Raw genomic sequence first — 12,312 nt, 5'->3', positions numbered from 1 at the left:
CTTTTTTTACGGAGATACGTAATGAAGCCGTCCGTTATCCTCTACAAAACGCTGCCCGACGACCTGCAGCAGCGCCTGGAGGCGCACTTCACGGTGACGCAGGTGAAAAACCTGCATCCCGACACCGTGCAGCAGCATGCCGGTGCCTTCGCCAGCGCCGTGGGCCTGTTGGGGTCAAGCGAGAAAGTGGATGCCGCCCTGCTGGCGAAAATGCCCGCGCTACGCGCCGCATCGACCGTTTCCGTCGGCTATGACAACTTCGACGTCGAGGCCCTTAATGCGCGGCGGGTACTGCTGATGCACACCCCCGCCGCGCTGACGGAAACCGTCGCCGATACGGTGATGGCGCTGGTGCTGAGCACCGCCCGCCGTGTGGTGGAGGTAGCAGAGCGGGTGAAGGCCGGAGAGTGGAAACGGAGCATTGATGCGGACTGGTTCGGCACCGACGTGCACCATAAAACGCTGGGTATCGTCGGGATGGGGCGTATCGGCATGGCGCTGGCCCAGCGCGCCCGCTTCGGTTTTAACATGCCGATTCTGTACAACGCCCGCCGTCAGCATAAAGAAGCGGAAGAACGCTTCCAGGCGCGCTATTGCGACCTCGATACGCTGCTGCGGGAAGCCGATTTCGTCTGCCTGATCCTGCCGTTAACCGAGGAGACGCGCCACCTGTTCGGCGACGCGCAGTTTAAGCAGATGAAGCCGTCCGCTATTTTCATCAATGCGGGACGCGGACCGGTGGTCGACGAGCAGGCGCTGATTGCCGCGCTGCGCAGCGGTGAAATCCATGCGGCCGGTCTCGACGTGTTTGAACATGAGCCGCTGGCGGTCGACTCACCGCTGCTGACGATGCCCAACGTCGTCGCTCTGCCGCATATCGGCTCGGCAACGCACGAAACGCGCTACAGCATGGCCGCCACGGCGGTCGATAACCTGATTGCTGCGCTTAACGGTAAGCCGGAGAAAAACTGCGTGAACCCGCAGGTGATGTGAATTTTCGAGGTTCGGATACGCCGGGTGAACATCAGTCTCACCCGGCGTTAGCCGTTAGCGCGTGGCGTTGACCGTCGCGGTCCAGGCCTGAGTAAAGGCCTGATGCTGAGAGGCCAGCGGCCCAATCAGCGTGTTGTACTGGCTTGCCTGCTGAGAGGTCGGGAACTGAATGCCGTTCGCCACAAAGCTTACCTGCGTGCCCTGCTGCGCCACATAGTCGCCCACCTGCACCAGTTGCTGCGTGAAGATCTGCGCCGCCGGGATCAGCGGCTGCAGCGCGTTCGCCGGCGCCGTCACCACTTTGCCGTACACCTGATCGAAGACCGGCTTCAGATCGTCAGCCTGCTTCAGCGCAGAATGCGCCGCATCGGCCTGCATTTTCGCGTTTTCCAGCTGCTGGCTCAGTACGCCCAGCGCGCCATTAGCCTGACGCAGCGGTTCGCGCTGGGTCATGTAATCCTGCGGTACGCGGATGGCGTTCACGCTGTCGACGACCGGACGCAGACCGGCGTCCATCGCCTGGTTAACCTGCTGTGAATAGCCGTAAATCACGGCGTAATCGGAGACAAACGGACCAAACTGCTTTTTCTGATCGGCCGTCAGCGTCGGCAGTCGCTCGCCGCTGCGCATCACCGTATTCTGCAGGAAGTCGATAAACGCTTTGCGCTGATCGCCTTCTTTATCAAAACACCCACTCAGGCCAACCACCATTAATAACGCCGCAACAGGCGCAAACCAGCGAGAGCAGGACTTTCCTGTCGCCATTTTATTACTCCTTTCAGCCAAAAAAGCGCAAACTGACACATACGTGCCTGACGCTGACAAGGATAGTCCAGGAGCGCCTCGCAAGATACCCCTTACTGCATTCTTCCGGCGGAAAAAACGCCTGCCCAGGCGCCGCTGCGCTGATATCGATTTACAAAAAAAAATAAAGACGCCGTTGGCGATGTGGAATCAACGAATTACTGCCGGGCGCCAAAAAGCCGAATCGAGTCAGATCGGCCGATCGCACGAATAATCCCTTTTGCCGTCCGCCCTCACCTATTTTAATGACTATTCTTAATGAGCTCTTAGAAATTCACGTTCCGCAGTGTGAGCCAGAGGAGTTCTCAATGGAATATAAAGATCCGATGTCAGAACTTTTGAGTAGTCTTGAATCTATTGTTTTTAAAGACGTTACAAAGACAGCAACCCTGATCCCAAAGTCCTCAGCCATCAGTGAGTTTGAGCAATTACGTAAAGGCACAGGTCTGAAGATTGATGATTTTGCCAGAGCCATGGGCGTTAGCGTGGCGATGGTTCAGGAGTGGGAATCACGGAGGGAGAAGCCGTCAGCCACCGAATTGAAGTTGATGCGCCTGATTCAGGCCAACCCCATGCTTAGCAAACAGTTGATGGAATAAGTGTATTTTGTTTACCCCCCGCCTTCGCGGGGGGTTTTGGTTTTATAACGCCGCACAGCGCCAGCCCGCCTCATGCCACACCAGCTCATGCGTCAGCTTCAGCCCGCGTAAAAACGCCTCATCATGCGACACCACCAGCATCGCGCCGGGAAATTCCGCCAGCGCCGCCTCAATGGCCTGCGTCGAGGCGAGATCCAGATGGTTGGTCGGCTCATCGAGCAGCAGCAGCTGTACGGCCTCGCGCCGCCAGAGCACGCAGGCCAGCGCCGCCTTCAGACGCTCCCCGCCGCTCAGCGCCGCCAGCGGCAGCCTCACTTTATCCGCCCCCAGCTGCAGCTGCGCCAGACGGCTGCGCGCAACGCCCTCCTCCAGCGGCGTGTCGCCGAGGCTGAGGTGCGCCATCACGGACAGCGACAGATCCAGCTGCGACAGATGCTGGTCGAGGCAGGCGGTGTTTACCGGTACCGCGCAGGAGCCAGATACCGCCGCCTCTTCGCCGAGAATCACCTTCAGCAGCGTCGATTTTCCGCAGCCGTTCGGCCCGCGCAGCGCCACGCGCATCGGTCCCGTCATCCGCCAGTCAAACGGAGCAAGATTCACATGCGGCAGCACCAGTTGTTCCAGCACCAGCGTCTGTTTTCCCTCCGCGACATGGCTGCCGGGTAGCGTAAAAATCACCGGATTGTCTTCCTCAACGCGCTCCCGCGCCTTATTGACCGCGGCGCTAAGCGCATCGTGTTGTTCCCGGTGCTGTTTGCCCCATGCGCCAATACGCTCTTTGGCCGCCGTTTTGTACTTCACCCGCTCAAACGAGGCGATATTAAGCGTATCTACCGTGCGCAGGGTCTTTGCCGAGCGCCGCTGGCTGGCGTCATGCTCTTTTTGCATCCGCGCGCGGGCGCGTTTGCGCTCCGTTGCCGCATGCTCCAGCGCCGCGCGGGCCGCCTGCTGTTCGGAGTCCCGCTGACGCTGGTAGTCATCATAATTGCCGCCGTAGCTGCGCAGCCCGGCGGGGGAGAGCTCCAGAATACGCGGCATGAGCGCCAGCAGCTCGCGGTCGTGGGTGGCGACCAGCGCGCCGCCCCGCCAACGGGAGAGCATGTCGTACAGCCACGTTCGCCCCTGGCGGTCAAGATGGTTGGTCGGCTCATCGAGCAATAAAAATCCGCCGCTGGTGGTGAAGGCGGCGCACAGCAGTGCTTTCACCCGCTCGCCGCCGCTGAGCGAGGCGGCGGCAAGCGTCGGCTCAAAGGCCGGCAGACCGGCCCCGACAAAAGCCTCGTTCAGCCGTTCCGGTAGATCCCAGAATTCCTCCAGCCGTTCGAGATCGTCGGGCCGGAAATCGCCGCTGTCGATGCGCAGGCGGGCGGCAAAAATCTCGCCATAGCCGAGCCATTCGGCCAGGGTCGTCTTCGCCGCCGCATCGTGCTGCTGAGCGACCAGCACCCGTGAGGTGAAATATTCAATATGTCCGGCGGCGGGCGCGTCACGCCCCGCCAGCAGATGCAATAACCGCGTTTTCCCGCTGCCGTTTCGCCCGACGAGACCGCACAGCGACGGCTCCAGCGATAAACTCAGCGGACCAAAAAGGGTATCGCCCGTCGCAAACTGACAGGTGACCTGATGCAGGATAAAAGAAGGGGATTGCGCACAATGAGCCATAAGCACTCCTGAATGAAATCAACACAGCCCCTGCCGACGCGTTCGCGTTTAGCAAGGCTCGAAATTCATCAGTCGTGTTTGTTCATTTTCAGCGTGTGCTCCAGAAATGACGAGGAGGTCGTCGGGGCACAGGATAACGGCACTCATCGCCAGTGACAAGATGAAAATTTCGTCAGCAGACGACCGTTGATCAAACGTCAACGGTGACGGCACGCCGGATTTCCCGCTGCGCAGGCATAAAAAAACCCGCAGGAGCGCGGGTTTTTCAGTGGGATGCGGCTTACTGCAGCAGCGAAATATCCGCCACCTGCAGGAAGAGCTCGCGCAGTTTCTCAAGCATGGACAGGCGGTTGATGCGCAGCTCTTTGTCATCAACCATCACCATCACCTTCTCGAAAAAGGCATCGACCGGCTCGCGCAGCTCCGCCAGCTCAACCAGCGCTTCCTGGTAACGCCCTTGTGCAAAATAAGGCTCCAGCTTATCGCGCAGCACAACAATCTGGAGCGCCAGCGCCACTTCTTCCGGATCTTTCAGCGTGGCGGCGTTAACACGCTCATTCAGCACTTCATCCGATTTCGCCAGAATGTTGGAAACACGCTTGTTCGCTGCCGCCAGCGCAGACGCTGCGTCCAGCGTACGGAAGTAGGTCACCGCCTTCATACGGGCGTCGAAATCCGCCGGACGGGTCGGACGACGCGCCAGCACCGCCTGAATGGTGTCGACCGCGTAGCCTTCGTCCTGATACCAGGCGCGGAAGCGGCCCAGCATAAAGTCGATCACGTCATCGACGACGCTGGCGTTTGTCAGCTTCTCGCCGTACAGACGCACCGCTTCTTCGGTCAGGCTCTGCAGATCCAGAGAAAGGTTCTTCTCAACGATGATGCGCAGCACGCCGAGCGCGGCACGACGCAGCGCAAACGGGTCTTTGTCGCCTTTCGGATGCTGGCCGATACCGAAGATACCCGCCAGGGTGTCCATCTTGTCGGCGATCGCCACCGCGCAGGCCACGAGGTTAGACGGCAGCTCATCGCCGGCAAAACGCGGCTGATACTGTTCGTTCAGCGCCACGGCCACATCTTCCGCTTCGCCATCGTGACGCGCGTAATGCATGCCCATGATGCCCTGGGTGTCGGTGAATTCGAACACCATGTTGGTCATCAGGTCGCATTTGGAGAGCAGGCCCGCGCGGGTCGCATGGTTAACGTCCGCGCCGATCTGGCGGGCAATCCAGCCGGAAAGCGCTTCGATGCGATCGGTTTTGTCGCGCAGCGTACCCAGCTGCTGCTGGAACAGCACGGTGTCCAGGCGCGGCAGATGATCTTCCAGACGCTTTTTGCGGTCGGTATTAAAGAAGAACTCGGCATCCGCCAGACGCGGGCGCACGACTTTCTCGTTACCGGAGATAATCTGCTGCGGATCTTTCGACACGATGTTGGCGACGAAAATGAAGTTCGGCAGCAGCTTGCCCGCCGCGTCGTAGACCGGGAAATACTTCTGGTCGCCCTTCATGGTGTACACCAGCGCTTCCGCTGGCACCTTGAGGAATTTCTCTTCGAACTTCGCGGTCAGCACCACCGGCCACTCCACCAGCGACGTCACCTCTTCCAGCAGGCTTTCGCTCAGGTCGGCGTTGCCGCCAATCTTGCGCGCCGCCGCTTCGGCATCGGCTTTGATCGTGGCTTTACGCTGCTCGTAGTCGGCGATCACTTTGCCGCGCTCCAGCAGGATTTGCGGGTACTGATCGGCATGGTCGATGGTGAATTCCGGCTCGCCCATAAAGCGATGGCCGCGAATCACGCGATCGGAGGCAATGCCAAGGATAGTCGCCGGAATGACCTCGCTGCCGAGCAGCATCGTCACGGTATGCACCGGACGCACAAAATGCACGTCAGAGGCGCCCCAGCGCATCAGTTTCGGAATCGGCAGCTTCGCCAGCGCGGTCGCCACCATATTCGGCAGCAGCGCCTGCGCGCTCTCGCCCTTCACGTGGGCGCGGTACAGCAGCCATTCGCCTTTGTCGGTGGTCAGACGCTCGGCCTGGTCTACGGTGATACCGCAGCCGCGCGCCCAGCCTTCCGCCGCTTTGCTCGGGTGGCCGCTGGCGTCAAACGCCTGGGCGACCGCCGGGCCGCGTTTCTCGACTTCACGATCCGGCTGGGATTCGGCCAGCGCGGCGACTTTCAGCGCCAGACGGCGCGGCGCGGCGAACCACTCAACGCCGCCGTGCGCAAGACCGGCGCTATCGAGTTCCGCAGTAACGTTGGCAGCGAAGGACTCGGCCAGGCTGCGCAGGGCTTTTGGTGGCAGCTCTTCAGTGCCGATTTCCACCAGGAAAGTTTTCTCAGACATGGCCGCCTCTTAGTTATCTCTGTTGCACATCGGGAAGCCGAGGGCTTCACGGGAAGCGTAGTAAGCTTCTGCCACTGCTTTGGTCAGCGTACGAATGCGCAGAATATAGCGCTGGCGTTCGGTAACGGAGATGGCTTTACGCGCATCCAGCAGGTTGAAGCTATGGGCGGCCTTAAGAATACGCTCGTAGGCAGGCAGCGGCAGCGGAGTTTCCAGCGCCAGCAGCTGTTGGGCTTCTTTTTCATACTGCTCGAAGCAGGTGAACAGGAAGTCAACGTCCGCGTATTCGAAGTTGTAAGTGGACTGCTCCACTTCGTTCTGATGGAACACGTCGCCGTAGGTGGTTTTACCCAGCGGGCCGTCGCTCCAGACCAGGTCGTAAACACTGTCTACGCCCTGAATGTACATAGCCAGGCGCTCCAGACCGTAGGTGATCTCGCCGGTCACCGGCTTGCACTCCAGTCCGCCGACCTGCTGGAAGTAGGTGAACTGCGTCACTTCCATCCCGTTCAACCACACTTCCCAGCCCAGACCCCAGGCACCCAGCGTCGGGTTCTCCCAGTTATCTTCCACGAAACGGATGTCGTGGATGGTCGGGTCCATGCCCAGCTCTTTCAGGGAACCGAGATACAGCTCCTGAATGTTGTCCGGCGACGGTTTGATAACCACCTGGAACTGATAGTAGTGCTGTAAACGGTTCGGGTTTTCGCCGTAGCGACCATCGGTCGGACGACGGGAAGGCTGCACATAAGCCGTCGCCATCGGCTCCGGCCCCAGCGCGCGCAGGCAGGTCATGGGGTGAGAGGTACCCGCGCCGACTTCCATGTCCAATGGTTGAACAATGGTGCAGCCCTGGCGAGCCCAGTAATCCTGTAAGGTCAGGATCAAGCCCTGGAAGGTCCTGGTATCAAACTTTTGCATATTATTTCGTGCTGGATACGTGTGGATTTAAAGGAAGCATTGAGTATACCCGCTGGCTGCGAGATATACAGTATGAAAGGGGCTTGTTTAAAGAAAATTGGGGAAAGCCGCGCCTTCCCCGGCCCGGAAACGGCGTTTTAGCGCATCGAAAGGTGCAAAAATTGACCGTCGGGGTCGAAAGAGCAGACAAAGCCCTCATTGCGCGCCGTAAAGCCGCGAAGTTCATAGCCGCCCTGGAACTGCTCAAAGCCGGTCATGTCGATTTTCTGCGCGCCGGTATTATAGCGGTGCGCGGCGTTCTGCTTGCACAGCTGCTCCATGTTGAGCGACCGCTGCGGATCGGCTTTTGCCCGCTGCGCTTTCTGTTCCGGCGGCGGAGGAGAACTGCATCCGGCCAGCAGCGCTAACAGCAGCACCGGCGTGAAATACTTCATCATCATTTTTTATTACCGCCGTGTTAATTGGCTGTTATTGTAATTCTTTAGCATTGCGTGCTGTCGAAGCTGCATTGTGCGTACCTCTTTGCCCGCAGACAAGCCGAAAAAGGCAAACTCGGAAAATTCCAAAGGCACATCTGAAATCACGGACAGCCACACCGGCTTTAAGACAACACCATTGAGGAATTGATGCAGGGAAAGATACACTGGATAACGAATTTGCGCGGAATCGCCTGTTTAATGGTCGTGATGATCCACACGACCACCTGGGCGGTCACCCATGCGCAAAGCGTCGGGATGGTGAACTGGGACATCGCCAACCTGCTTAACTCCGCCTCGCGCGTCAGCGTGCCGCTGTTCTTCATGATCTCCGGCTACCTGTTCTTCGGCGAACGCAGCGCCCAGCCGCGCCACTTATTGCGCATCGGCCTGTGCCTGCTGTTTTACAGCGCCGTCGCCCTGCTGTATATCCTGCTGTTCACCCGCATCAACATTGAGCTGTCGCTGAAAAACCTGCTGCAAAAGCCGGTGTTCTACCATTTATGGTTTTTCTTCGCGATTTTCGTGATTTACCTGCTCTCGCCGCTGATTCAGGTAAAAAGCGTGAGCGGCAAAATGCTGCTGGCGCTAACCGTCGTGCTCGGGGTGGTGGCGAACCCCAACACCGTGGCGCAAAAAGTCGGGAGCGTTGAATGGCTGCCGGTGAATCTGTATATCGACGGCGATACCTTCTACTACGTGCTGTACGGCCTGCTCGGGCGGGCGCTCGGCATGATGGATACCGACAAAAAGCCGCTGACGCTGCTGTGCGCAGCGCTGTTTGCCGTCTCGGTGTGGGTGATTTCGCGCGGTACGCTGCACGAGCTGCAGTGGCGGGGAAACTTCGGCGATACCTGGTATCTTTACTGCGGCCCGATGGTATTTATCTGCGCCGTCACGCTGCTGACGCTGGTGAAAAACACCCTCAACCAGCGGGCGCTGCCGGGGCTTGACCTCATCTCCCGGCATTCGCTGGGTATCTACGGCTTTCATGCGCTGATCATCAACGCGCTGCGTTCCGGCGGCATCGAGCTTCCCCGCTGGCCGCTGCTTAATATTCTGTGGATTTTCGCCGCCACGCTCACCGCCAGCCTGCTGCTGTCAGTGCTGGTGCAGCGCGTCGATCGTCGAAGGCTGGTGAGTTAGCAGCGAAGGTTGGTTTCGGACATTCTGCCGTAAATCGCGCTGGTGCGGTTGGCGGCTGATGTTCAGACTTTGTAAGATGCCCGTCAACCTCAGGTACTGAGGGAGGCGCAGCGTTGCGGGGGTCATACCTGGCGACGCAGTCGTCGGATAGAGAAAACCCCCGAACGCTGTTTGGTATTTACCAGGCAACATAACGGGGGCTAACCTTTGTCCAGACAACAACAGGATAGCCACGAACGGTTGCCATTGCAACTGGACAGCTATCATGACGCTTGCACAGTTTGGCATCGCTTTCTGGCACGATATTGCCGCGCCGACCGTCGCGGCTATTATCGCCAGCCTGATCGTTGGCTGGCTCGAAAGCAGAAGGTAATGCTCGGGTGGGCGTCACCGCTGCCGTAATGGCAACAAGCGCCCGAACAGGCCGCAGGAGTAACATCCTGCGGCCTTTTTCGCCTCAGGACATCAGCGGCGCCAGCTGCTGGTACAATCTGCGGAACGTCTCTCGGCGCGGCGCATAGTGGGCGGTTCGCGCCGGGTCGGGACGGTGCGACTGCTCAAGCGGCAGCTGCGTCAGCAGGTCGGCAAACGGTTTGCCTGGATGCAGGGCCAGCTGCGCCAGCCGTGCAGCGCCCAGCGCCGGGCCAACGTCGCCGCCGGTGCGGTAGTCGAGCGTCAGACCGCTTATATCCGCCAGCATTTGCCGCCACCAGGCGCTGCGCGCGCCGCCGCCGATAAGGGTAATGCTTGCGGGGTTCACGCCGCAGGCATGCACCACATCCATACCATCCGCCAGCGCAAAGCCGACGCCTTCCAGCACCGCCAGCGCCAGCTCGGCCGGGCCGTGCTGATGCGTCAGGCCGAAAAAGACGCCTTTGGCGTTAGGGTTGTTGTGCGGCGTGCGCTCGCCGGAAAGATAGGGCAGGAACCACACCGGATCGGCGTGGCTATCCGCCGTTTGCGCGGCGGCCAGCAGCGCAGGCACATCGCCCAGGCCGGTCAGCTTCGCCGCCCAGTCAAGGCAGGAGGCGGCGCTGAGCATCACCGACATCAGGTGCCAGCGTCCGGGCAGCGCGTGGCAAAAGCTGTGCACCGCACTCTCCGGCTTGCTGAGAAAACCCTCACTGACGGCAAAATAGACCCCCGACGTCCCCAGCGACAGCATCGCCTGTCCGGCATCGGACATCCCCACGCCGACGGCGCCCGCCGCGTTGTCGCCGCCGCCCGCCACCACTGGAACAGCGGACATCTGCCAGGCCTGCGCCACCTCAGGCAGCAGGGTGCCAGTGATAGCGCAGCCCTCAAACAGCGCCGGCATGTTATCGCGGCTAAGCCCGCATGCCGCCAGCATGTCGTCGCTCCAGTCGCGCTTCGCCACGTCCATCCACAGCGTCCCCGCCGCATCGGACATATCGCTGGCAAAAACGCCGGTCATACGCAGACGCAAATAATCTTTTGGCAGCAGCACCTTGTCGACCTGACGGAACACCTCGGGCTCATGGCGCTGCACCCACAGCAGTTTCGGCGCGGTGAAGCCCGGCATCATCAGATTGCCGGTTATCTCCCGTGAACGCGGCACCGCCGCTTCCAGCAGCGCGCACTCCTCAGCGCAGCGCCCATCGTTCCATAAAATCGCCGGGCGCAGGACGCGCTGCCGTTTATCCAGCAGCGTGGCGCCATGCATCTGCCCGGCGATGCCTAACGCCCTGACCTCGCGCAGCGAATGCTGCGCCGCCAGCGCCCTGATGGCGGTATCCGTGGCCTGCCACCACTGCTCGGGATCCTGCTCGGACCACAGCGGATGCGGGCGCGAAACGGCTAACTTTTCGCTCTGCGAGGCAATCACTTCGCCCTGTTCGCCCACGAGGATAACCTTTACCCCGGAGGTGCCCAGATCGATCCCGATATACATAGCGACGACTCCTTAACGTCGCGCCGCGGTTTTCGCGGCGCGGTGGCGATTTACTTGTCGAACAGGTAATGATTGACCAGGTTTTCCAGCAGCTCCTGATGACCGCTGTGGTGCTGCGGCGCCAGGCTATGCTGTTCAGCGTACTTCGCAATCTCAGCCAGCGACATCTGGCCTTTGAGAATTTGCTGCCCAAGCTCACCATTCCAGCCCGCATAGCGGCGCGCCACGCGTTTATCCAGCTCGCCGTCTTCAATCATCCGCGCCGCCACCTTCAGCGCCAGCGCCATCGTGTCCATCGCGCCAATATGGCCGTAGAACAGATCGTATTTATCGGTGCTCTGGCGACGGACCTTGGCGTCGAAGTTCAGCCCGCCGGTGGTGAACCCGCCCGCTTTGATGATTTCATACATCACCAGCGCGTTTTCTTCTACGCTGTTCGGGAACTGGTCGGTATCCCAGCCGAGCTGCGCGTCGCCGCGGTTGGCATCCACCGAACCAAACACGCCCAGCGCAATCGCCGAGGCGATTTCATGATGGAACGAGTGGCCGGCGAGCGTCGCGTGGTTCGCTTCGATGTTCACTTTGATCTCTTTTTCCAGGCCGAACTGCTTCAGGAAGCCGTACACGGTGGCGACGTCATAGTCGTACTGGTGCTTGGTCGGCTCCTGCGGCTTCGGCTCAATCAACAGCGTACCGCGAAAACCAATCTTGTGCTTATGCTCGACCACCATCTGCATGAAGCGGCCAATCTGCTCGCGTTCCTGGCGCAGGTCGGTATTCAGCAGCGTTTCATACCCTTCGCGGCCGCCCCACAGCACGTAGTTTTCCCCGCCCAGCTGATGGGTGGCGTTCATGGCGGTCACCACCTGGGCCGCCGCCCAGCTGAAGACTTCCGGGTCCGGGTTGGTGGCCGCACCGGCGCCATAGCGCGGGTTGGTAAAGCAGTTCGCGGTGCCCCACAGCAGCTTCACGCCGCTTTGCTGCTGTTTTTCCGCCAGCACATCAACCATCTGCGCAATGTTATTCAGATACTCTTTCAGCGTGGCGCCTTCCGGCGAAACGTCGACGTCATGGAAGCAGTAGTACGGCACGTTCAGCTTGTGAAAGAACTCAAAGGCCACGTCGGCTTTACGCTTCGCCAGGGCAATCGCCTCGCCGGGCTGCTGCCACGGGCGATCGAATGACCCCACGCCGAACATATCCGCTCCGTTCCAGCAGAAGGTGTGCCAGTAGCAGGCGGCAAAACGCAGGTGATCCTCCATGCGCTTGCCAAGCACCAGTTCATCCGGGTTGTAGTGGCGAAACGCCAGCGGATTTTGCGTTTTCGGGCCTTCATAACGAACACGTTCGAGTTGATCGAAATAAGCTTGCATATTGAACTCCATTATCAGGACGCGGCAAATATCAGATTGTGCAGTAATACTGTGTGCGGATTTCCCTACGCTCAAT

The 12,312-nt window shown here is 59.9% G+C and carries 11 protein-coding genes; 4 read left to right on the top strand and 7 right to left on the bottom strand.

Translation table 11 applies throughout. From position 1 onward, the window contains the following. Positions 1-21: 21 nt before the first annotated feature. The gene (gene ghrB, locus ENTCL_RS00940; protein WP_013364244.1) at positions 22-993 is read left to right on the top strand and encodes a glyoxylate/hydroxypyruvate reductase GhrB; all 972 of its coding nucleotides are present in this window, start codon (positions 22-24) and stop codon (positions 991-993) included. Between the two features lie 54 nt (positions 994-1,047). On the opposite strand, the gene ENTCL_RS00935 is transcribed toward ghrB, so the two are convergent. Then, complete coding sequence (locus tag ENTCL_RS00935; RefSeq protein WP_013364243.1) at positions 1,048-1,758, bottom strand: DUF3053 domain-containing protein; 711 nt, start codon at positions 1,756-1,758, stop codon at positions 1,048-1,050. A gap of 347 nt (positions 1,759-2,105) precedes the next feature. Here ENTCL_RS00935 and ENTCL_RS00930 point away from each other — a divergent pair, with 347 nt between their 5' ends. Next, a complete protein-coding gene (locus tag ENTCL_RS00930) occupies positions 2,106-2,396 on the top strand; it encodes an HTH-type transcriptional regulator (RefSeq protein ID WP_013364242.1) in 291 nt (96 codons plus the stop codon). A gap of 42 nt (positions 2,397-2,438) precedes the next feature. Here ENTCL_RS00930 and ENTCL_RS00925 read toward each other — a convergent pair whose 3' ends face one another. From ENTCL_RS00925 to ENTCL_RS00910, 4 genes are all read right to left on the bottom strand, one after another. Then, positions 2,439-4,058, bottom strand: a complete 1,620-nt coding sequence (locus ENTCL_RS00925) for an ABC-F family ATP-binding cassette domain-containing protein (protein WP_013364241.1) — start codon at positions 4,056-4,058, stop codon at positions 2,439-2,441. A gap of 280 nt (positions 4,059-4,338) precedes the next feature. Next, positions 4,339-6,408: a glycine--tRNA ligase subunit beta gene (glyS, locus tag ENTCL_RS00920; RefSeq protein ID WP_013364240.1), complete on the bottom strand. Its 2,070-nt coding sequence runs from the start codon at positions 6,406-6,408 to the stop codon at positions 4,339-4,341. A gap of 9 nt (positions 6,409-6,417) precedes the next feature. Beyond that, positions 6,418-7,329, bottom strand: a complete 912-nt coding sequence (gene glyQ / locus ENTCL_RS00915) for a glycine--tRNA ligase subunit alpha (protein ID WP_013364239.1) — start codon at positions 7,327-7,329, stop codon at positions 6,418-6,420. A 137-nt stretch (positions 7,330-7,466) separates the two neighbouring features. Then, a complete protein-coding gene (locus ENTCL_RS00910; protein ID WP_013364238.1) occupies positions 7,467-7,769 on the bottom strand; it encodes a YsaB family lipoprotein in 303 nt (100 codons plus the stop codon). A 186-nt stretch (positions 7,770-7,955) separates the two neighbouring features. Here ENTCL_RS00910 and ENTCL_RS00905 point away from each other — a divergent pair, with 186 nt between their 5' ends. Beyond that, a complete protein-coding gene (locus tag ENTCL_RS00905; protein WP_013364237.1) occupies positions 7,956-8,951 on the top strand; it encodes an acyltransferase in 996 nt (331 codons plus the stop codon). Positions 8,952-9,216: 265 nt separating this feature from the next. Further along, the gene (locus ENTCL_RS23405; RefSeq protein ID WP_013364236.1) at positions 9,217-9,324 is read left to right on the top strand and encodes a type I toxin-antitoxin system toxin Ldr family protein; all 108 of its coding nucleotides are present in this window, start codon (positions 9,217-9,219) and stop codon (positions 9,322-9,324) included. 84 nt (positions 9,325-9,408) lie between these two features. On the opposite strand, the gene xylB is transcribed toward ENTCL_RS23405, so the two are convergent. Together xylB and xylA are read right to left on the bottom strand one after the other, a co-directional pair. Then, positions 9,409-10,863 (bottom strand): xylulokinase, encoded by a 1,455-nt coding sequence (xylB, locus tag ENTCL_RS00895; RefSeq protein ID WP_013364235.1) that lies wholly within the window; start codon positions 10,861-10,863, stop codon positions 9,409-9,411. A 50-nt stretch (positions 10,864-10,913) separates the two neighbouring features. After that, complete coding sequence (gene xylA / locus ENTCL_RS00890; protein WP_013364234.1) at positions 10,914-12,236, bottom strand: xylose isomerase; 1,323 nt, start codon at positions 12,234-12,236, stop codon at positions 10,914-10,916. Positions 12,237-12,312 lie beyond the last annotated feature (76 nt).

This window comes from [Enterobacter] lignolyticus SCF1, from assembly GCF_000164865.1.
Lineage (GTDB): Bacteria > Pseudomonadota > Gammaproteobacteria > Enterobacterales > Enterobacteriaceae > Enterobacter_B > Enterobacter_B lignolyticus.
Note: the sequence above shows the minus strand (reverse complement) of the source record. Positions and strands in the feature narration are given on the sequence as shown.